The sequence below is a fragment of the Desulfovibrio sp. 6_1_46AFAA genome, from assembly GCF_000224635.1.
In the GTDB taxonomy this organism is placed as follows: domain Bacteria; phylum Desulfobacterota; class Desulfovibrionia; order Desulfovibrionales; family Desulfovibrionaceae; genus Desulfovibrio; species Desulfovibrio fairfieldensis.
In genome coordinates, this window is sequence record NZ_JH114301.1 from 317,546 (window position 1) to 338,406 (window position 20,861).

Sequence of the window (20,861 nt, forward strand, 5' to 3'; positions counted from 1 at the left end):
TTGGCAAGATCTGAACAGGGGAAGTTAGCTATGCGCCACAACCGTACCAGCATCATCAATACGGCCCTCATGCGCGTGGGGGCCCAGGGTGTCACCGCCGCTTTTCAGGATGCGCCCGCGGCTCAAACGGCTGCCGCCGCTTATGACCGGGTCCTGACCTACTGCCTGTCCCTGCATCCGTGGAGCTTCGCCATGCGGCATGCGGCCCTGGCCCGAGGCACGGAAAGCCCGGCGCCGGGTTGGCGTTACGCCTGGCCCCTGCCCGCCGACTGCCTGCGGGTGGTGACTGCCGCGGCGGACGGCGGGGAACAGCATATTTGCTACGCCCTGGCCGGAGATGCCCTGCAAGCGGATGCCGCCGCCGTGATTGTCAGTTACGTCAGTTCCGAAGCCGCATCATTCCCGGACGCTTTCGCCGATGCCCTGGCTTGGCGCGTGGCCCTGGAGATCGCCCCCTACGTGCAGCAGGGCGGCGGCAATGCCCGCGACTATCTGGAAATGTTCGAGCGTGCCCTGGACCGGGCCAAAGTGGAAAATGACGTCCAGCAGCGGCCCGAACGCGTCTGCCGGTCCTCCTTCCTTAAAGAGCGGATGGTTTTCTGATGCCCCTTTACCATATTCAGAATGTCCTCAACGGCGGCGAGATCACCCCCCTGATGCGCGGGAGGGTGGATCAGCCCCGCTGCGGCAGCCGTCGGCGAGTCTTCGAGCCTTACGGATGGCGACAGCAGGGTTACAGGAGCGTTTGATATGCCCTTATATCACATTCAGAATGTCCTCAACGGCGGCGAGATCACCCCCCTGATGCGCGGGAGGGTGGATCAGCCCCGCTACGGCACCGGCGCGCGCGAGATGCGCAACTTTGTTCCCATGCCCCAGGGCGGCGTCACGCGCAGGCCCGGCACGCGCTTTTTAGGCATGGCGCACGGCGACGCGGCGCGCCTGATTCCCTTTGTCTTTTCCGCGACGCAAGGGCGCATGCTGGAATTCGGAGATAAAACCTTGCGCGTCTGGCTTCCGGATGGCCGTTTGGTGGCGGATGAAAACGGTAAGCCGAAGGTTTTCGAATCCCCCTATGCCGTCGGCGACCTGCACGAGCTGCGCTTTGCCCAATCCGCGGACGTGGTCTATCTCGCCCATCAGGGCTATGCCCCGCGCAGGCTCTCCCGCCATGCCGATGACGACTGGCGCTGGAGCGAGCTGGCCTTTGTGCCGACCATCGCCGCTCCCGACAACGTCAGCCTGCAGGTCATCGACCGGGGATACAATGGCGACAACGCCACGCGCGTTTACACCTATGCCGTTACGGCCGTGGATGAGAAGACCGGGCAGGAATCCGGCGCCGGAGCCGAGGTCAGCATCACGGCCAAGGCCCTCAATTCCGTGAGCTACATCATCCGCGCCGCCTGGCCCGCCGTGGAGGGTGCGGCCTACTATCGGGTGTACAAAAAGAAATACGGCGTGTTCGGCTATATCGGCAGGTCCGACGCGGAATGTTCCTTTGACGATGAGAACATCGGCGCGGACACCGAGGACACGCCGCCCGAGCACAAGAATCCGTTCGCTTCGGAAGGCGACTGGCCTTCACAGGTCTTTTTTCACCAGCAACGCCTGGGCTGGGCCGCTACGGCCAACAAGCCGATTACCATCTGGCTCTCGCGCCCCGGTGACTTTGAAATCATGGCCGCGTCCACCCCGCCCAAGGATGACGACGCCATTGAAGCCACCCTGGCCGCCACCCAGGCCAACCGCATCGTCTGGCTGCAGCCGGACCGTCAGTCCCTGACCTTCGGCACCGAAGGCAGCGAATGGACGCTTTCAGCCGGTGAGGGCGTGGCCCTGACGCCCTCCAATGTCAGCTTTGAAATGCAGACCGCCAACGGCGGCGACAACGCGGCCCCGGCCGTTTCCGTGGGCGGCGGCGTGCTCTACCTCCAGCGCGGCGGCAAGGCTGTGCGCCAGTTCGCCTACAATTACAGCGCGGACAAATATCTGGGCCAGGACGTTACCATTCTGGCCCGGCACATCCTGCGCGACGCGGTCGTGACGGCCTGGGCCTTCCAGCAGGAGCCCTACGCCGTGCTCTGGTGCGCGCTTTCCGACGGCACCCTGGCCGGACTCACCTACATGCCGGAACAGGACGTCATGGGCTGGCACCGCCACGACACGGACGGGCGCTTTGAGGACGTGGCCGCCATGCCCGGCACGCCCGACGACCAGACCTGGTTTCTGGTGCGGCGGGGTTGCGGGCTTTGCGTGGAACGGCTGGACAGCTTCTTTGACTCCGATGAGCTGGCGGAAGCCTATTTCCTGGACAGCGCGCTCAATTACCAGGGCGCGGCGGTCACGCGGTTCAGCGGGCTTGATCATCTTGCCGGACGCACGGTTCAGGTTTTTGCCGACGGCGGAACCATTGACGGCCTGGCAGTGGATGCGGACGGCGGCCTGACCCTGCCCCGGCCCGCGTCCAGCGTGCATGCGGGCCTGCCGTACACGTCGCGCCTTGTGCCCAATCTGCCTGAAATTCAGACCCAACAGGGCTCAAGCATGATGCACAACCGCAAAATTTCCGCCGTGCGGCTCCGAACCTACCGCAGTATGTCCTTCCTGGCCGGGCTGGAAGGAAACCTTACCCCTATTGTGGACAGACATATCCGCTCCGGGGCGTTCCGGACGCAGCCTTTTTTCAGCGACGGGACAGACCTTGCCCTGGACGTCTGCGGCGGCTGGGCCGACGAGTCGCCGCTTGTCCTGGAAGTGAACAGCCCTGCGCCGCTGACTGTTCTGGCCATCTCCACAGCCGTGGATGCTTCTCCGTATTCCGGAAAGGGAGGGTTCTAAGATGGGCGCCACCGCGCTTGCGTTGACCATGGGCGGGCTTTCCGCCCTTTCCAGCCTGTCGCAGACGCGGCAGCAGAACCGCCAGGCCAAATACCAGCAGGCCCAGCTGGAAGCCAATGCGGCGGCCGCGCGCAATCAGGCCAAGATCACGGCTGAGAAAGGCCGCATTGAGGCGGAAAACCTGGACCGCGAGCGCTCGGCCCTGCGCCGGGAATACGCCGACGTACAGGCCGGAAACGTGGCCAACCTCGGCGCGCTGGGCGTGGACATGTCCAGCGGCAGCGCGGCGGCTTCCCTGGAGGGCAACGCCAACCGCTTCGCCGCGGACTATGGGGCCAACCGCTACCAGAAAGCCGTGGGAGAATGGGAAACCCGCGAGAACGTCAAGGCCCGGCAGGCCAGCGCCCAGAATTACGAGAACGCGGCCTCCTGGTACGGCTCCACGGTCAAGAACCTGGGGCAGTCCCTGCTCACCGCCGGGGTATCCGGCCTGGTCTCCGGCATCAGCGCCTACAGCCTGGCCGGTGGATTCGGCGGCGGGGGCGATGTGACCCAGGCCGGTAAAGGCTTTGTCAGCGGCAGTCAAAGCGTGCTGCGAAACCTTCAGGCCGGAAATATTCTCCGCAATGGCCTCAAAGCAAGCAGGAGGTAAGTCATGGCCATCCGCATTCAGCAGTACAGCGCGCCGCCCCGGCATATTCAGGCCGGAGACGTTGATCCCGGCTTTTCCCAACCCCTGATCCGCGACGCCGGGCGCTCCGCCGCCGCCGATCTGACCGACGCCATGCTCAAGGCGGGCATGCAGCTCACCGAAACGGGCATCAGGGAGTATGTCAGCCGGGAAACCACGCGGGTGTCGCAGTCGCTTTTGCGTATGCAAGGCGATCTGAGCGCCGAGCGCGACCGATATATGGCGGAACACCAGGGGCAGAACGCCATCAACGCGGGAGAGCATTTCAGGAGCTTCGCCGACGAAGCCATGCAGCGGCACTTGGAGGACGGACAATTCTCCGGACGCTTCCGCCAGATGTTTGCGCGGCAAGCCGTGGCTACCGGCCTGCACTTCACCGAGCAGGGGCAGGCCTACGGCCGACAGCAGAAGGAAGCCTGGGAAGGCTCCGTGCTCAAAGGCGAACTCGCCCACTTTGAAACGCTGGTAGCCAAGAATTACGACAATCCCGAACTAATCACGTACAACCTTGGCCAGTTGCAGGGACGCATCAAAGACATGCGGCCCGGCCTGGACAACCGGGAGATGTTTCAGCAATTGGATTCGTTGGCGGCCAAGGGGCGTCTGGACGGCATGCTGGCTGACGGGCGCTATGACGAGGCTGAAAGGCTGATGGGGGGCCCAGGCGGTGGGGGCGGGCGATTTTCTGGGCGACTCCCGGCGGATGTCGCGGCGTTGGCTCGAAAAGAAGCTGAAGCTCAAGGGCTGGATCCGGCTTTGGTCATGGCCGTCATGGCCCAGGAGAGCGGGGGCAGGCAAGATGCCGTTTCCAAAGCCGGGGCGCGCGGGCTCATGCAGCTTATGCCGGAAACGGCCAAAGAGTTGGGCGTCAACCCCGACGACGCCGGGGAGAATGTGCGCGGCGGCGCGACATATCTCAAGCGGATGCTGGAGCGATACAACGGCAATCAGGAACTTGCGCTCATGGCCTACAACGCCGGGCCTGGTAGTGTCGACGCCTGGTTGAAGTCCGGGACGGCATTGCCGCAAGAAACCCGCGACTATGCCCCGGCCGTGCTGCGGAGGATGGGACAGAGCAGTGCCACGGAGAAGCCGGAAGGCCGGCTTGAGGCCGGGAATATCGACCTGTTCAACCGGCCCGTGGTCAAGAATGCCGACGGCACCATCAGCACAGTACGCAGCATGTCCGCCAATTTCGACGGCAAGGAAGTCTTGCTCCCCACCGTCAGCGACGACGGCAAAATCCTTTCCAACGAAGAGGCCGTGGAGCAGTACCGGAAGACCGGCAAGCATCTGGGCATTTTCGACACGGCGGAGCATGCCACCGCCTACGCCAAAACCCTGCACGAGGACCAGGAACGCCTGTATGTCCCGCAAGATCGGCAAGCGCCCGCCCTGGCCGGACTCACGCCGGCCGACCGGCTGAAGTATCAGGGTCAAATCAGGACGGCGCGCCGGGAACGAGTGCTGGAAGCGGGACTTACCGCATCAGCCTTTGAGAATCAAATCTCCTACGGCATGGACAAAGGTGATTTTTCGGCCGCTGAAGCCACCGTCGCCAAGCTGGAAGGCATGGGCGCGCATAAGGAAGCCGGAGAGCTGTCCGAAAAACTTGCCGTCTCCAAACAGGCCCGCACGGCTCTGGACGGGACGCAAGGCTTGCCGTTGCTGGAGCAGGCGGCTGCCGCCAAGAACGATCTGGATGCTCTGATCACGCCGGGCAACGCTAAAGCTGTCGTGGCCATGCGCGAGAAAGTGGATTCCGTGATGGAGAAAAGAAAAAGCGCTTTTATCAAGGACCCGGCCGGATACGTGGCGATCCTGCCCGCCATGCAGGGAGAAATGGATTTTCAGGAGAGAGTGCGCCGCAGTCTCGCCTTGCAGGAGGAAACGGGGAAGGGGCTAGGTTTCACGCCGCGCGTGCTCCCGGACGCGGAGAGCACGCGCCTGCGCGCGGTGTATGACAAGCAGACCACGCCGGAGGGAAGGCTTCAGAACCTCCGGGGATTACAACAGCAGGGTGGCATATATTCGCAGCGAATGTTGACGGAAATGAAGATGCCGGAATCGGTTGTGGCTATCGCTCCGGCACTGCCAATCCTGCCGGACAAGGATTCTGGACTCTGGCTTACAGCCGCTGAAATTAAGCCGTCCGATATCCCCAATGTAAATGAAGACGCAAAGAAGAATGCCAGGGATGCCATAGCCAATTCCAGTGCCATGAGCTTTTTCTACGGCATGGCGCGAAAGTTCCCTACAAATACAGTTCTTCGGGACTTGGCAAAAAACATGGAAGCAACCGTTCAGAACGCCTTGCTGCTGGGCATGGAACCCGGCGCACTGGACAAGGCATGGTCTTCGGAGACAAGCGACAACTGTCTGCTGTTGATCCCGAAAAATGCCAATATTGACGCCAGTGATGCCGAAACTGCGTTGGCAAGCCAGCGAGAAGAGATCGCTGCCCGCCTGATGCGGGAATACCCCAAAAGCGGCGACGCCGCAAAAGACCGCACAGCCATGGCCAACCGCCGCGCACTGGCGCGGGAAGGCGTTTTTGTGTCCAGTAATAACGGTTTGTCCGCATCACTTCTTGATCCCTGGACCGGCGATCCCGTGTTCTGGCAAGACGGGAGCCCTGTGACGGTTGACCTGAACGACGCCTTGGCCGCCGCGCTTTCGGAGGAAGAGGAAGACGAAAATGATCTTTGAGCTGGCCTTTGCACACAAGAAACCATTCGACCTCCGGAAACTGGACGAAATGTCCCTGATGCCGACACCTTCCGCCGGGGAATACCTGGGCGAGCATGTGGCCCAGGCCTTTGACCGGACCATCCCCGGGCGCGTGCTGGAAGAGCAGGCCATTCTGGACGCCGAAAAGGCCGAGGGCACGTATGATCCCGACTATCTGCCGCAGCGGGAAGCGCGCGACATGTTCGGCTCCTTTCCGGATATGCCGGAACTGCGTCATGCGCACGCTATACCGGAAGATGAGTGGAAGGCGTCTCCTTACTATCGCAAGGGGGTGCAATATCGTCCGGACATGACCGCCACGCGGGCTCGCATCCTGTCGGAAAATTACGATGAGCGGCGCTTCCGGGAAGAACTCATTGCCAACGGCGACGCTGCCTACGGTCCGGGCGTGAAAGCGGCGGCTTTCGGGGCCATGTTGCTGGGCAGCCTGCCGGACCCGGTGAACGTTCTGCCCCTGGGCGGCGGCGTGCGGGCCGCTTCTTTGCTGGGCAAGGCCGGATTGAAAGCGGCCATCGGAGCCGGGGCCAAGGCGGGCATTGTGGAGGGCGCTGCGGGCGCACTGCTCTCCGACGCGCTGACTCTGCCCGATCTGGCGGCCCGGGGCGAAGACGTGGGCTTTGTCGACGTGATGCTGGACACTGCCTTCGGTGCTTCCCTGGGTGGCGGGCTGGGAGCCCTGGGCGGCGGCATCGGCGGTTATCTGGGCAAACGCCGAGCCCAGGCGCAAGAACTTTTGGCAGAGCGGGCGCTGCTTCGGCACGCGGAACTGCTGCGTGAGGCCGATGTACGGGAAAAAGCGGCTTTGGCCGTGACGACGGAGTCCGGCGCGCTGGACAATAATTTTCTCAATTCCGGCTGGCATGCCTTTGAGGACAACCCGGACGACTTCTTTCTGAGCCGGGTCGGACGCGACGGCGGGCCCGGCGCGTCGTTGGCGACACGTGCCGAGACTTTTTTCGGTCTCCTTGATGAAGTTGATCTGGGCATCGCCCGGCGTGATCGCTGGCGCATCTGGACAGCCGAGTTTCAGAAGCAGCTCGAAGATGCCGGGTTCTCTTCCCAGAAGGCGGAATCATTCAGTGACGTGCTGGGCGCGCACGCCGAGGTCATGGCCCCCATGTACGGCATGGAGCCGGGGCAGTGGCTGGAGCACAGGCTTGCGGGTTTCCGGCAGATGAGTCCGGAAGAATTTGCCGCAGTACGCGAGGGCTTTTTATATGACGCGCCCGGACGCGAAGCGGCGGACTTGCGGCAAGCCACAGGCGAAGGACGGGGCGCGAACCCCATTGCCGACGCCGTCTGGGGGCAGCTTGACCGCGCGGCTATCCGTGAGGGCTATGGCCAGGACGTTGTACGGGCCATTGAGGAGCGTTACGGGCGAGGCGTGTTTGCCAAGACCAGCGGCGGGAAGGCCAAGGACCGCGCGACCCTGAGCAATGACGGTCTGGCTTCGGAGCTTTCCCGGCGCGGGCTTTTGCCGGAAGGCTCCAGCCTGGACGATATGGTAAACTATCTGGCCACGGGCGAAGGCGTGGACACGGGCCGGGCGCTGTATCAGCCCGCCGACATGGTGCGCCCCCTTCCCCAACGCTTCGCGGATATGCCCACCCTGGAGGCCGACAGCTCGCAATGGTTCGGCAAGGGGAAGGAGATTGAGGCCGACAAGAAGAATCTACGCAAGAATATCAAAGAATGGGCCAAAGAACATTTTTCCAGAGATACAACTGTCTCCAATGCGGATACGGGATGGGATGTGCGGGTAACGCCCAAGGGTATCGAAAACTCGCTTTCGCATGGATTTGATGAACCACTGGCCCGTTCCGTGCCCTTCATTCCGCAGATTGTGGAAGGCGGCATTCATGTTGCGACCACAGAGAAAAAAAGCCGGCCTCATGTCGCATATTTTTGCGAACAAGGTCAGGCTGGACGGAAATGACTATGTAGTGGGCTTTGTGCTGCGCGAGGATGATAACGGGAATCGTTTTTATGACCATGAGCTGACGGAAATAATCGACCCCGGTTGGTTATACCGGGACCCGCTCTCCAAAAAGGAAACGTTGTACACCGGACCGGCCAACCGGGGTCTTGACCCCGATCGGCTCGCACCGGGCAGAGACACTTCCGAAGAAGCCTTGGGACACCGGACCAATCGGGGTGATGTGATGAACATACTCCGGGAAAAGCTGGGCGTCAATGACGGTAGCGGACGGATTCTGTTCCACGCCGCGGACGGCGATCCGGCCAACGCGCGCGGGGCCATCGTCTTCCGGCCCGAGGACGGCCAAGCGCTCATTGCCCTGTTCAAAGGCAAGCGGGACATTTCCACAGTCATTCACGAGGGCGCCGGGCATTTCTTCCTGGAAAATCTGCGCGACGCGGCGCAACAACCCAATGCTCCGGCATGGGTACGCGAAGGCTGGCGGGATGTGGCCAAGGCCATTGGCGCGGACGCTGACGCAGCCAAGACCGTGCCTGTGGATGCGCATGAAAAATTCGCGAGCATGATCGTAGACTACTTCCGGCGCGGCGAAGCCCCCACCCCCGTATTGACCACCACATTTCAACGGTTCGCGCGCTGGCTGACGCGGATTTACCGGGCGTTGACGCGGCAGGGCGATCTGGAAGGCATTTCGCCGGAGGTGGCGCGGACCATGGACCGGATGCTGGCTACCGAGGACGATTTGCGCGCCAGGGAAATCAACCGTCGTGTGGACTCGGCCCGCAATGACGACGCCGATCTGCTGCGGGCCGGTCTGGCTGGGCGGGAAAAGCGCGACATCATGCGCGCCCAGGAAAAGGCTCTGGCGGATATGAGCGCCGGGCGGCCCGTGGACGTGGGGCCGGTGTTGCGGGAGTCGCAGGCGCCGGACAAGGCCGGAAATCTGATGCGCGATTTTCCCCTTGATGGCCAACCTGCATCGGAAGCCACCGGCTCTGCCGTCAACTACGCTGTGGAGACAGCCGACGATTTCCCGCCGGCACCGGAGCGGGCACGTGGCGAAGCGGCGGAAGCTGCGGACGCGCAGAACCAGGCCGCCGTCGACGCCGATGTGGAAGCGCGGCTTAGCGATCTTGAGGCGCAGGGCAAGCTGGACGCGGAAGATGCGGCCCATCTGGCGGAAGCCGCTGACCGGCAGGCTCGCGCCGCAAACTATGATGAATGGGGACAGTCTGTTCTCGAATGCGTGTGGGGGATTGCATAATGGCTTTGAATAAAAATGATTGCATTGCCGCCGTTAAACAGGCCGGGGCGTCTGAGCTGGAGGCCCTCGACATCGTGGACATGCTGCTGGAGCAAAAAGCCCGGTTGAAAGCCTCCGGCGACCTGACGCCGCAAAACCTTTCCCGCGCCTGGAGCGCCACCGCCGAAGGTCTGGCGCGCCAGCGGGCGATACAGCGCCGCCGCACTGCCCTGGGGCTGGTCAAGTTCCGCGAGGCTGCGGGCTTCGTTGATTCCGCCAAGGCCCAGGGAGTTTCGGCCATGGAAGGCATTCAAGCCCTGATGGTGGGCATTTCAAGACGGTTTGACGGAGCGCGTCGTTCTGTATCCGCCTTGCGGCAGGGCATCTTCAAATCCTGGGCATCACCCATGCTGAGCGAACTGGAGGCCGTCGACAACGGCGCGGCCCTGCGCCTCATGCGCGAAGACAAGGCTTTTCATGACAGCGTATTCCGCGAAATGCGCGAACCGGACAGCACGGGCGACAAAAACGCTCGCGCCATTGCCGACATCTTCAGCCGCTACACGGAGCAGAGCCGCGTCCGGCTCAACGCCGCCGGAGCGGACATCGGCAAACTGGACGGCTGGACGCCGCAGACCCATGATCCCTATAAGCTTATGGCGGGCGGCGAGGCCGGGCGCGCGAAATGGGTTGATTTCATGCTGCCCCGTCTTGATCTGGAGCGCACTTTCGACGGCGTGGGCCTGGTGGACGCAAACCGTGCCCGCGAGTTGCTTAACGGCGTGTACGATACCTTGACCATGGGCAGGAATCCGCACATGCCCGGCGACTTCACGGGCGGCGGCGCTTCCGTCCCCGGCCCGCGCAATCTGGCGTCCGGCATGGGCAAGAGCCGCGTGCTCCATTTCAAGGACGCGCAAGGCGCGCTGGAGTATCATGACGCCTACGGACGCGGCAACATTTTCGACGCCATGCTCCGGCATCTGGAGCAAGACGCGCGGGCCCTGGCCCTCATGGAACGGCTGGGGCCAAATCCGCAGTACACGCTGGAAAGACTTCTGGCTCATGAAAAGCGCGCGCTCAAGGACAACGCCGTCCTGACTCCCGAAGAAAAAGCGCGGCAGATGCGGGAGTTGGACAATGCCTTTTCCGGCGGCATCATCCGCCAGGGCAGGGTTTCCGCATGGCTGGCGGAGCTGACAGGAGAAACCAACTGGGCGGCGCATCCCACGCTGGCCAGAGTCGGGGCTGTGTTGCGCGCGTCGCAAAATCTTTCCAAGTTGGGCGGCGCGTCCCTCTCGGCCATTGCCGACGTATTCACCAAGGCGGCATCCATGCGCGTCAACGGCGAGACATGGCCCGGGGCTATAGGGAAAAGCCTTGCCCAGTATATCCAGGGATTCAGCGGCAAGGAAAAGGACGTCGCCCGACAGTGCGGGGCCTTTCTGGATCATGTGCGCGGCGACATCGTTGCCCGCTGGGATGACGCCAGCGGCATGCCGGGAGTGCTGGCCGACCTTCAGGACAAGCTCTTCCGCTGGAGCGGTTTGAACTGGATCACCGAGCGCGGCAAGGCGGGTTATACGCTCTGGTTGTCGGAGCACCTGGGAGAAGCGTCCGGCAAGGCCTTCGATCAGTTGGACGGACCACGCAGGGCCATGTTGCAATACCACGGGGTGGATCCGGAACGCTGGGAGGCCATGCGCAAAATGAGCCACCAGGCCGAGGACGGCAAGGCCTACTTCACGCCGGAAGCCGCTGCGTACTTAACGGACGCCGACCTTGCGCCGCTCTTGCCGGAGCATGCGAAGAACGCGCCGCCGGACGTCCAGGCGCGTGAGCTGGCCCGTATCCGCGACAGCCTGCGCTTTGACAGCATGGCCATGCTGGCCGATGAAACCGCCTTTGCCATCATTGAGCCGGACGACGCTACCCGCGCCATCATGCGCCAGGGCACGCGGCCCGGAACCGGGGCGGGCGAAATCTGGCGGGCCATAATGCAGTTCAAATCCTTCCCCATAGCCTACATGCAGCGCGTGCTTGGCGGCCGCCGCTGGGTACGCGGCGATTTGCAAAAAGGCATGCGCTACGGCCCGCGCAATCTGCCCGGGGCGGTCGGGGATGCGCTGACGCGGGATATGGGCGGACTCATGGGTTTTGTGCTCAGTTCAGTGGCCTTTGGCTACGCGTCCATGACGCTCAAGGATCTGGCCAAGGGGCGGAAGCCGCGCAGTCTGGCCCACAAGGAAACCTGGCTGGCCGCCGCGATGCAGTCCGGCGGAGCGGGCATTTTCGGGGACATCCTTTTCGGCAAGGTCAACCGTTTCGGCAACAGTTTTGCGGAAACCGCAGTGGGGCCGCTGGGCGGGCTCATCGGTGACGCGGCCACCTTGGGCGGCCAGCTTGTGCGCGGCGACATGGCCGATGCCGGAGAGGACACGTTGCGCCTGGCCATGGGCAACGCGCCCTTCATCAACCTCTGGTACACCCGCGCCGCCCTGGACTGGATGCTGCTCTACCATGTGCGGGAAATGATGTCGCCGGGAACCCTGCGACGCACGGAACGCAAGATGAAAAAGGAGTTCGGGCAGGAGTTTCTTTTTCCGCCGTCGCAATTCATCCGGCGGGGTGGGGGATTCCGGTAGAAGCTTCGGGAGGCTCCTGTAGAAATTTTCGGCTCCGTCTAGAAGAGAGCCCCATGAAATCCGAGGGAACTCAAAGCTAGTTGAGAAGGCTATCAATGGTTCTTTTGAAATCCTTGATTCTGTCTTCGAGATTACGGAGCTCGTCGTTGTTCTGATTCTTTTTTGGGGAAGGCTTAGTTGACTGCGTTGAAAAAATTTCTTCCATTACTGGAAATTTGATTTTTTGGTTTTGTTTTTCACGTAACTCTTGAATGTATGGACTATATTCAGTAGCAATACTTGCTTCTATTTCTTTGTATGAATGATCTATAAGTATTATATCAATAAAAAATATACTTATTACGATAAGTAAAAAATTAATTAGAATTTTAAAACTTTTTCTTTCTCTTATTATATAAAAGTATCGCATTGATATAAAAATGAATATTAAAATTGAAATAGAAATAATGGTTAGAGTTATACTCTTCTTTTTGTTTTTTATCTCTGACAGCATCACTTGTTCTGTGATATACGGTGATTCATCTATATCTTGTGGGGTTAGGCCTGGTCTATCTGCAAAAGCAGATTCAAACACACCGATCTGAATATAATTCCCTGGTTGTTGCGAGGGCGCAGAGGTGTCCGCTCGAGCCACCGGCGCAATCACGCACAAAAGGAGAAGCGCCAGCAGCGCACAGCCCACAAGTCTTTTCATGGCTTAATTTTAAACGGCCTTGGGGGCTTTGACAAGCAAGCACGTATAGATTTGGCAGGGGCGAGGGGCACGGAAACGCCATGCGGAGTATTTGCCTCTGAGGGCATACGACAGAGAAAAAGGAGGTTTATTTGATGGCAAATCCAAAGCAATTTTGTCCAGAGTGCGGGTTGCAAACACTGCGATGTGTGCAAACCGTCGCCACCGGTGTCGAGGGACATCCTCTGGAGTCGTCCCGGTTGAGCGTCTGGGAGTGCCAAAACCCTCAGTGCTCGGCACGTTTTCAGCTAGACACGCCGGAAGGAAGACTAAAGAAAGTCCGGCGAAATTTTCTGAATGTGTAATCATGGATGGCCGCTTGGGTTCGTGCATAGTTCGTCCGGGGATGGCTTTTGTGGGATACTCCTCCAACCCACAGGCCAACGACGGCAGGGCACACGTAAATCATTGGAGGAACAATGAGCAACACGACTTTTCAGAATGCGGAGCAGAGTCCTTCGGGCATTAAAGGCCACATCTGTATTTCGTTCAACGGCGGGGACTGCTGTTGCGGATCCAGTTGCGTCCCGCTGGCTACTCCTGAAGTGCCGGGAATAGTCATGCCGAGGCACGGCTTGACCATTGATGAACAGGGAGCGTTGGACGTGGATTTTTCTCAACTGCCTGCGGATAGATTTAAGGAGCTGTTGCAAAGTCTGCATGTTCCGATGCCGCTAAGTGCCGATATGGATTTTTTTATTCGCCAGGATGGCAGCGACAGCAATACCGGGCTGACGGACAGCCCTGAGGGTGCGTGGCGCACTATTCAGCATGCGGTCAACTATGTATCCGAAAATTATGACCTCAGAAGTTTCCGCGCAATCGTACATCTCGGGGCAGGCTCCTGGAGCGAACGCAGTCTGTGCGTACCGGCCATGAAGGCCAGTACCGGGAAGCTGACCATTCTGGGTTGCGGCGTCTCAAGCCAGGGCAGACGCATCTAAAAAAACGCGGCCAGCGTGTTTATAATTTAATTATTTAAAATAGTTAATAGAATTATCTGACCACGCTACGGAGTTAGGCAAAGCCACCTTTGCTCCGCCGGAGCGAAGCGCAGGCGGATGGCTGGTGCCGGGAGAATCCTAAAAACTAAGATTTTTCGGCGCTGGCAAGGAAAATGGCGCTTTTTGCGCGGAATGTACTCAAGTACATGAGCAGCAAAAAGCCCCAGATGACGTCGCCAGCGCCAAAAAGGCTGGTTTTGACGGATAATCCCGTCAAATAAGAGGTCAGCAAAAGCTGAAATTAGATGCGTCTGCCCTGCGTCTCAAGCAGTATTCTGTTGACTCAGAACTATGACCTTTATTTTAGCTTTGGCGCTGATATTATTTTCGACAACGTCCATTTTGTCTGTTCCGGTGGCGGGGGGGATGGCCGATTGCTGGTGCAGAATTCCCATGTTCATTTGAAAAGTGTCTTTTTACAGGCGACATTACATCCGGAAATCCGCTGACTTGCTCCGCTGGCGGCTATATTAGCATAGCTGAAGGGTGCGAGGTGTCTGTAAATGCAAATTCGGCGATGGCCGTGGCAGACGGGCGCATCGTGATCCAAGGCGACATGAAGATTTCCGGGACGTACACGAGATCTGTCGTATTTGCCATGGCAAGCGGCAAAATTCTGCGCTACTCCGGCACGCTGCCTGTGATCACTGGCTCAGCCACAGGAGTGAGGTACTCTTGCAACTCCAACGCCTTCATAGATTCACAAGGGGGAGGGCCGAACTATTTCCCCGGCACGTCCTCCGGAGTTACGTCCACAGGAGGCCAGTATAGATAGTTTGCCGTTCGCCGTGGCCGCAGGTCCTCTGTCGGGGCGGGAAACCGCTCCGACAGTTTGTTTAGGGGCTTTAGCGGTTGAGCGTGCATGGTGCTTGAAACAAGCAATCACCGCAGCCCCAGGAAGAAGGAATGGCCGGGGGATGTTCGGAATCCTTTGTGCCCTCAACTTTGAGGTGAGCGATAACGCCGACGGCACGGGTCAGTCCTTCGCCGCTTTCAAACTATCCAGATAATCCGCCCATTACTGCATCATGCGGCGGCGCTCATCCAGATATAGGGCATGGTTATATGCGCGCCGCACACTGTCGCGTTCCCCCGTGGGCGAGTTGTGCCTCGATAATGTCCGACCTGTACCCTTGTTCGTTGAGCAGAGTAGAAGCCATGCTCCGGAAACCATGAATTGTCATCTCCCCCTTAGTGTAGCCCATACGCCGCAGCGCATTGAGCAGGCCCATATTCGACATGCAACGGGTCATGGTGAAGGGGGAGGGAAACAGCAGCAGGGATCGCCCCGAATATTCGCGTAGGGATTCAAGCAGTTCTAATACTTGCCGGGCCAGCGGCACAATATGGGGGCGGCGCATCTTCATGCGCCCGGCGGGGATGAGCCACTCAGCCCTGGCAATGTCTATCTCTGCCCACGCGGCCCCGCGCAACTCAACGGAGCGGACGAAAAGGTAGGGGAGGGTTTGCAACGCATGGCGGGTTATAGGGTCGCCCTGATAGCCGTCGATGGCTTGGAGCAGCCGTCCTATGGCTGCCGGGTCGGTTATCGTTGCGTGGTGCCTGTCTTTGGGGATTGGGGGCAAAGCTTCGTGCAGGCCCGCCGCAACGTCGAATTTTGCATATCCGACAATCCGAGCATATCTGCAAATTTTCCCTATAAGTTGGGTCAACCTATGAGACATTTCAACAGCACCCCGGCTCTGTGTGTGCCGGACCGCTTCAAGGATATGAGCAGGCTCCAGGGTTGCAAAGGGGATGCTTCCAATGAACGGGAAGATATGATTTTCCAACCGTGAGAGCAGTTGTTTTTTATAGCCCTCGGTCAATTGTGTTGTCTTTGTCGCAAACCACTCGCGCGCCACGGTTTCAAATGTCCTGGTTTTTTCTTCCGCAATGACAACGGCGGCGGCTTTGACTTCCTTTTTGTGCTCGCTAGGGTCTACGCCGTGGGCCAGCAAGGTTCGCGCCTCATCCCGCCGCTTGCGGGCCTCTTTCAAAGAAATGTCTGGATACACGCCTAAGGCCAACGTTTTTTGCTTGCCGCCGAAGCGATATGCCAAGCGCCAATACTTCCCGCCCTTGGCGTAGACATGGATATAACGCCCGCCGCCGTCCGCCTTTTTCAGTGTGCGGCCCGTGGCCTTCAATCCCCTCAACAGCGTGTCTGACAGTGCCATATCGCCCTTGTTGGTACATTGATGGTTGGTATGTGCGGCTTCCGTTTTATGCCAACACAGGTACCAACGAAAAGGCGGCTGTCAACGTACTTAGGCGGAAGCAGGCGAACCCTTAAAAAGCGAAAATCCGCTCAGCACAAAGGCTTTGCGGACTTTCATGAACTCTTATGAACCTTGTTTGGCGGGGACGCATAGGAGTCGAACCTACCGCAGACCGTAAAGCCTGCCACCGGTTTTGAAGACCGGGCGCCACACCGGTGACGACACGTCCCCCCGCCGTAGGTCTGCGGACCATAAGCGAAAAGCGTCCGCTCCGCAAGGACCGTTGCAAGGGGAGGGATGAAAACGCCGTCCGGGACCGGGCCATTGCCAAGCCTACAGGTAATATTATACTCTATAAAATAGGCACTGCCGGAACGGCCCCGGTTTATCTGATTTGACACCGGGCGCATGCAGGTAGTATTTTCCCGCCCCAGGCCGGACATGGAACCGGCTTTGGCCGCGCCGCTCGGCGCGTTGAAATCGTAACGGAGGCAGCGTTGAATCAGTTCAGTCGCAACCTGATGCTGTGGGCGATTATCGTCCTGGCGATGGTCATGCTTTTTAATATGTTCCAGCAACCGCAGGCCGGCCTGCAGCGGGTGCCCTACACGGAGTTCCTCAACAAGGTGGACGACGGGCAGGTACTATCCGTGACCATCCAGGGGCACACGCTCACGGGCAAGACCTCGGACAACAAGAGCATCCAGACCTATGCCCCGCAGGATTCGGGCCTGGTCAACCGGCTCATTGAGAAAAAGGTGGAAATCAAGGCCGAGCCGCCGGAAGAGTCCCCCTGGTATATGACCCTTCTGGTTTCCTGGTTCCCCATGCTGTTGCTCATCGGCGTCTGGATTTTCTTCATGCGCCAGATGCAGAGCGGCGGCGGCAAAGCCATGAGTTTCGGCCGTTCCAAGGCGCGTATGCTCAATCAGGACAGCACGCGCGTTACCTTTGCCGACGTGGCGGGCGTGGATGAGGCCAAGGAGGAACTTTCGGAAGTGGTGGAGTTCCTCTCCAATCCCAAAAAGTTCACCCGCCTGGGCGGGCGCATTCCCAAGGGCGTTCTGCTGGTAGGCCCTCCCGGCACGGGTAAAACCCTGCTGGCGCGCGCCGTGGCCGGTGAGGCCGGGGTGCCGTTCTTTTCCATTTCCGGCTCGGACTTTGTGGAAATGTTCGTGGGCGTGGGCGCTTCGCGCGTGCGCGACCTCTTTGTGCAGGGCAAGAAAAATGCGCCCTGCCTGATTTTTATTGACGAAATCGACGCCGTGGGCCGCCAGCGCGGCGCCGGGCTGGGCGGCGGCCATGACGAGCGCGAGCAGACCCTGAACCAGTTGCTGGTGGAAATGGACGGTTTTGAAAGCAATGAGGGCGTCATCCTCATCGCGGCCACCAACCGTCCGGACGTGCTGGACCCGGCCCTGCTGCGGCCCGGCCGTTTCGACCGCCAGGTGGTGGTGCCCACGCCGGATCTGCGCGGCCGCCGCCGCATTCTTGAAGTGCACACCAAGCGCACGCCCCTGGATTCGGACGTGGACCTGGAAGTGCTGGCGCGCGGCACGCCGGGCTTTTCCGGCGCGGATCTGGAAAACCTGGTCAACGAGGCGGCCCTGCAGGCGGCCAAGCTGAACCAGGACAAGCTGGACATGCGCGATTTTGAATTTGCCAAGGACAAGGTGCTCATGGGCCGTGAGCGGCGCAGCCTGATCCTCTCGGACGAGGAGAAGCGGATCACCGCTTACCATGAAGGCGGCCACGCCCTGGCCGCCCGGTTGCTGCCCGGTTCCGACCCGGTGCACAAGGTCACCATTATCCCGCGCGGCCGCGCTTTGGGCGTGACCATGCAGCTGCCCGAGGAAGACCGCCACGGTTATTCCCGCAGCTATCTGAAAAACAACCTGGTGGTCCTGTTGGGCGGCCGCGTGGCCGAGGAACTGATTTTCGACGACATCACCACCGGCGCGTCCAACGACATTGAGCGCGTCACCCGTATGGCCCGCAAGATGGTCTGCGAGTGGGGCATGAGCGAAGCTGTGGGCACGCTGTCCATCGGCGAGACCGGCGAAGAGGTCTTTATCGGCCGAGAATGGGTGCAGAACAAAAACTTCAGCGAAGACACGGCCCGTCTGGTGGACGCCGAGGTCAAGCGCATCGTGGAAGAAGCCCACAGCCGTTGCCGCAAGCTCCTCCAGGATAATGAAGAAATCCTGCACCGCATTGCGCGCGCCCTGCTGGATCGGGAGACCATCACCGGCGACGAGCTGGATCTTCTGATGGACAACAAGGAACTGCCGCCCCTGGACGTCAACGGCAAGCCTCTGAAAAATTCCCCGCCCGACGCTCCGAAAAGCCGGGACAAGGGTGGCGATTTCGTCCTGGAACCGGATACCGAGGCAACGGAGGCTCCCGGCGACACGGCGGAAGCCGACAAAAAAGATACGGCCTTGCCGTCGGATGGTCAGACGCGCCCGGAAGAAGACGCATCGACCGCCCAGACTGATCAGCCTGATCAGGCTGATCAGGCGGGGCAGGAAGGTCCTGCCGACCATGCGGATCGGAACAAGCGGTAATGAGCGGGGCGCGCCCGTGCCGGGCGCGCCCTGGCTGTTGAGCGGGGGCAGGGCGCTGACGGCGTCCGCCCCTTTCGGCGTCATGGGCATTGTCAACCTGACGCCGGACTCCTTTTATGACGGCGGCCAGCATGCCGCCCCCCATGCGGGCTTGGCGCACGCCCTGCGCCTGCATGCCCAGGGCGCGGACATTCTGGATCTGGGCGCGGAATCCTCCCGCCCCGGAGCGGCGGAGCTGAGCCCCGCTGAGGAACTGGCCCGCCTTTTGCCCGTGCTGGCCGGTCTGCGGCAACGCGCGCCCGGCGCGATCGTTTCCGTGGATACCTATCACGCGGCTACCGCTGTTGCGGCTTTGGAGCAGGGGGCCGTGATCATCAACGACATTTCGGCCTGCGCCTTTGATCCGGAACTGCTGGACGTGCTGGTCCAGTACAAGCCGGGCTATGTGCTGATGCACAGCCGGGGCCGTCCGGAAAATATGCAGCGCGACCCGCGCTATGACGACGTGCGTCGCGACGTGCTGGAATTTTTTGAACGTCAACTGGCCCGCCTGACCGCCGCCGGGCTGCCGGAAAACCGCATCGTGCTGGACCCCGGCATTGGTTTCGGCAAGACGCTGGAACATAATCTGGCCCTGCTGTCCCATCCGGAGGACTGGCTGGTTTTCGGCAGGCCGGTGCTCATGGGCCTGTCCATGAAATCCGTGTTCGGCGGCCTGCTGGGGCTGCCGCCGTCAGCGCGGGGCACGGCCACTCAGACTGCCACGGCCCTGCTCTGGAGCCGGGGCGTGTTCTGGCACCGGGTCCACGATGTGGCCGCCGCCCGCCAAAGCCTGGCGGTGGCAGCCGCGTTTTCTCCCGAGAGCTGCCCGATTGAATAAAGGATTCCACGTGTTCAAAAGTAGCGGAATATCCAAACGGGCCGCCGTCACCTTCGTCACCCTGCTGATTCTGTGCGGTCTTGCCGTGTATTTTCTGGTGGAACGTAAATACCAGATTGAATACATCAAGATGGAGAGGGTCATCCTCAATCAGAGCAACAAGCTCACCTCTGTTCTCACAAAGCTGTTTTATAAAACCCAGGCGCTTTCCGCTCTGGTGATCCAGCATAACGGCAAGGTGGAAAACTTCGAAAAAGTGGCCTCCACCCTGGTGGACGATCCGGCCATTCTCAATGTGCTGGTGGCGCCGGGCGGCGTGGTGAGCGACGTCTACCCCCGCAAGGGCAATGAAGCCGTGCTGGGCCTGAATTTTTTCGCCGGGGGCGCGGGCAATCAGGAGGCTGTGGAGGCCAGGGACGCGGGGCAGCTGATTCTGGGCGGTCCCTTCCCCCTGGTGCAGGGGGGGCAGGCCCTGGTGGGACGCCTGCCCGTGTACATGGATGACGGCAAGGGCGGAAAGTTGTTCTGGGGGCTGGTCTCCGTCACCCTGAAATTCCCGCAGGCCCTGAACGGCGCGGAACTGGACAAACTGGCCGAGCTGGGCCTGGCCTATGAAATCTGGCGGATCAGCCCGGATACCAACAAAAAGCAGATTATCGCGCGTAGCGACTATGCGTACAACAAGGACGCGCCGTATCTGGAAATGCCGCTCGACATTCTCAACGCCCACTGGTTTTTCCGCCTTTCGCCCGTCAAACTCTGGTACCAGTATCCCGAATCCTGGCTGTACATCTCGCTTGGCGTGTTGGTCAGTTTCCTGCTGGCCGCGCTTGCCCAGCATAACCATGATTTGCGCCGCATCCGTGGGCAACTGGAAAACATGGCCTACCAGGATGCCCTGACCGGCCTGCTCAACCGGCGCGGCCTGTTTGAAAAACTGGCCGAACTTATCAAGGGGAACGGCGGGTTCTGCCTTTATTATCTGGATCTGAACGAATTTAAACTCTTCAATGATACCTACGGGCACAATGTGGGCGACCGCGTCTTGCAGGTTTTTGCGGAAGAGGTCCAGAACCACATGGGTTTCCGGCATATTTTCGCCCGCGTCGGCGGCGACGAATTCATCATCATTGCTCAGGGCTCGGAACCCGAGGAAAAGACCGAAAAATTCCTCGGCGACATCCGCGCGGCCCTGCGAAGCCGGGCTGTTGTGGACGGCGATGACATCCGCATTTCCTTCAGCGTGGGCAAGGCCGTCTATCCCCGCGACGGAAAAGACGTCGATGCGCTGATCGCCCACGCGGACGGGGGCATGTACAAAGAGAAACGCGCCCGGACCTGACCG

At 60.5% G+C, this 20,861-nt stretch carries 14 protein-coding genes and 1 tRNA gene; 12 read left to right on the forward strand and 3 right to left on the reverse strand.

Features of this window, described 5'->3' with window-relative positions; translation table 11 throughout:
* The first annotated feature begins 30 nt into the window (after positions 1–30).
* The 7 genes from HMPREF1022_RS04940 to HMPREF1022_RS04970 all read left to right on the forward strand — a co-directional run bounded on the left by HMPREF1022_RS04940 (position 31) and on the right by HMPREF1022_RS04970 (position 12,110).
* Positions 31–603, forward strand: a complete 573-nt coding sequence (locus HMPREF1022_RS04940; RefSeq protein WP_009302158.1) for a hypothetical protein — start codon at positions 31–33, stop codon at positions 601–603.
* A gap of 147 nt (positions 604–750) precedes the next feature.
* Positions 751–2,841 (forward strand): hypothetical protein, encoded by a 2,091-nt coding sequence (locus HMPREF1022_RS04945; RefSeq protein WP_009302160.1) that lies wholly within the window; start codon positions 751–753, stop codon positions 2,839–2,841.
* 1 nt (position 2,842) lies between these two features.
* Complete coding sequence (locus HMPREF1022_RS04950; RefSeq protein WP_009302161.1) at positions 2,843–3,493, forward strand: hypothetical protein; 651 nt, start codon at positions 2,843–2,845, stop codon at positions 3,491–3,493.
* 3 nt (positions 3,494–3,496) lie between these two features.
* Positions 3,497–6,241 (forward strand): transglycosylase SLT domain-containing protein, encoded by a 2,745-nt coding sequence (locus HMPREF1022_RS04955; RefSeq protein WP_009302162.1) that lies wholly within the window; start codon positions 3,497–3,499, stop codon positions 6,239–6,241.
* Complete coding sequence (locus tag HMPREF1022_RS04960) at positions 6,231–8,219, forward strand: hypothetical protein (RefSeq protein WP_009302163.1); 1,989 nt, start codon at positions 6,231–6,233, stop codon at positions 8,217–8,219. Before HMPREF1022_RS04955 ends, HMPREF1022_RS04960 begins: the two co-directional genes overlap by 11 nt.
* Positions 8,176–9,486 carry a hypothetical protein gene (locus HMPREF1022_RS04965; protein ID WP_009302164.1) on the forward strand — a complete coding sequence of 437 codons (1,311 nt, stop codon included), beginning with the start codon at positions 8,176–8,178 and terminating at the stop codon, positions 9,484–9,486. The genes HMPREF1022_RS04960 and HMPREF1022_RS04965 overlap by 44 nt, the downstream gene beginning before the upstream one ends.
* Positions 9,486–12,110 (forward strand): hypothetical protein, encoded by a 2,625-nt coding sequence (locus HMPREF1022_RS04970; protein ID WP_009302166.1) that lies wholly within the window; start codon positions 9,486–9,488, stop codon positions 12,108–12,110. The genes HMPREF1022_RS04965 and HMPREF1022_RS04970 overlap by 1 nt, the downstream gene beginning before the upstream one ends.
* Positions 12,111–12,186: 76 nt before the next feature.
* Here HMPREF1022_RS04970 and HMPREF1022_RS04975 read toward each other — a convergent pair whose 3' ends face one another.
* On the reverse strand, positions 12,187–12,804 hold the full coding sequence (locus HMPREF1022_RS04975) for a hypothetical protein (RefSeq protein WP_009302169.1): 618 nt from the start codon (positions 12,802–12,804) through the stop codon (positions 12,187–12,189).
* 458 nt (positions 12,805–13,262) lie between these two features.
* Between HMPREF1022_RS04975 and HMPREF1022_RS04980 the strand changes: the two genes are divergently transcribed.
* Together HMPREF1022_RS04980 and HMPREF1022_RS17985 are read left to right on the forward strand one after the other, a co-directional pair.
* The gene (locus HMPREF1022_RS04980; RefSeq protein ID WP_009302170.1) at positions 13,263–13,787 is read left to right on the forward strand and encodes a hypothetical protein; all 525 of its coding nucleotides are present in this window, start codon (positions 13,263–13,265) and stop codon (positions 13,785–13,787) included.
* Positions 13,788–14,092: 305 nt separating this feature from the next.
* A complete protein-coding gene (locus HMPREF1022_RS17985; protein WP_156802847.1) occupies positions 14,093–14,296 on the forward strand; it encodes a hypothetical protein in 204 nt (67 codons plus the stop codon).
* A 612-nt stretch (positions 14,297–14,908) separates the two neighbouring features.
* Here HMPREF1022_RS17985 and HMPREF1022_RS04985 read toward each other — a convergent pair.
* Positions 14,909–16,027, reverse strand: a complete 1,119-nt coding sequence (locus HMPREF1022_RS04985; RefSeq protein ID WP_009302173.1) for a tyrosine-type recombinase/integrase — start codon at positions 16,025–16,027, stop codon at positions 14,909–14,911.
* A 179-nt stretch (positions 16,028–16,206) separates the two neighbouring features.
* A tRNA-Sec gene (locus HMPREF1022_RS04990) sits at positions 16,207–16,300 on the reverse strand.
* Between the two features lie 266 nt (positions 16,301–16,566).
* Between HMPREF1022_RS04990 and ftsH the strand changes: the two genes are divergently transcribed.
* The 3 genes from ftsH to HMPREF1022_RS05005 are packed head-to-tail and all read left to right on the forward strand — an operon-like array spanning position 16,567 to position 20,858.
* Positions 16,567–18,636 carry an ATP-dependent zinc metalloprotease FtsH gene (gene ftsH, locus HMPREF1022_RS04995; protein WP_009302174.1) on the forward strand — a complete coding sequence of 690 codons (2,070 nt, stop codon included), beginning with the start codon at positions 16,567–16,569 and terminating at the stop codon, positions 18,634–18,636.
* Positions 18,614–19,516: a dihydropteroate synthase gene (gene folP / locus HMPREF1022_RS05000; protein ID WP_008685172.1), complete on the forward strand. Its 903-nt coding sequence runs from the start codon at positions 18,614–18,616 to the stop codon at positions 19,514–19,516. The genes ftsH and folP overlap by 23 nt, the downstream gene beginning before the upstream one ends.
* A gap of 10 nt (positions 19,517–19,526) precedes the next feature.
* A complete protein-coding gene (locus HMPREF1022_RS05005) occupies positions 19,527–20,858 on the forward strand; it encodes a sensor domain-containing diguanylate cyclase (RefSeq protein ID WP_009302175.1) in 1,332 nt (443 codons plus the stop codon).
* Positions 20,859–20,861 lie beyond the last annotated feature (3 nt).

What these genes read in the sequence shown, in the direction of transcription:
- HMPREF1022_RS04940 (WP_009302158.1), top strand. Translation starts at nt 31, where the DNA reads ATGCGCCACAACCGTACCAGCATCATCAATACGGCCCTCATGCGCGTG.
- HMPREF1022_RS04945 (WP_009302160.1), top strand. Translation starts at nt 751, where the DNA reads ATGCCCTTATATCACATTCAGAATGTCCTCAACGGCGGCGAGATCACC.
- HMPREF1022_RS04950 (WP_009302161.1), top strand. Translation starts at nt 2,843, where the DNA reads ATGGGCGCCACCGCGCTTGCGTTGACCATGGGCGGGCTTTCCGCCCTT.
- HMPREF1022_RS04955 (WP_009302162.1), top strand. Translation starts at nt 3,497, where the DNA reads ATGGCCATCCGCATTCAGCAGTACAGCGCGCCGCCCCGGCATATTCAG.
- HMPREF1022_RS04960 (WP_009302163.1), top strand. Translation starts at nt 6,231, where the DNA reads ATGATCTTTGAGCTGGCCTTTGCACACAAGAAACCATTCGACCTCCGG.
- HMPREF1022_RS04965 (WP_009302164.1), top strand. Translation starts at nt 8,176, where the DNA reads ATGTCGCATATTTTTGCGAACAAGGTCAGGCTGGACGGAAATGACTAT.
- HMPREF1022_RS04970 (WP_009302166.1), top strand. Translation starts at nt 9,486, where the DNA reads ATGGCTTTGAATAAAAATGATTGCATTGCCGCCGTTAAACAGGCCGGG.
- HMPREF1022_RS04975 (WP_009302169.1), bottom strand. Translation starts at nt 12,804, where the DNA reads ATGAAAAGACTTGTGGGCTGTGCGCTGCTGGCGCTTCTCCTTTTGTGC.
- HMPREF1022_RS04980 (WP_009302170.1), top strand. Translation starts at nt 13,263, where the DNA reads ATGAGCAACACGACTTTTCAGAATGCGGAGCAGAGTCCTTCGGGCATT.
- HMPREF1022_RS17985 (WP_156802847.1), top strand. Translation starts at nt 14,093, where the DNA reads ATGCGTCTGCCCTGCGTCTCAAGCAGTATTCTGTTGACTCAGAACTAT.
- HMPREF1022_RS04985 (WP_009302173.1), bottom strand. Translation starts at nt 16,027, where the DNA reads ATGGCACTGTCAGACACGCTGTTGAGGGGATTGAAGGCCACGGGCCGC.
- folP (WP_008685172.1), top strand. Translation starts at nt 18,614, where the DNA reads ATGCGGATCGGAACAAGCGGTAATGAGCGGGGCGCGCCCGTGCCGGGC.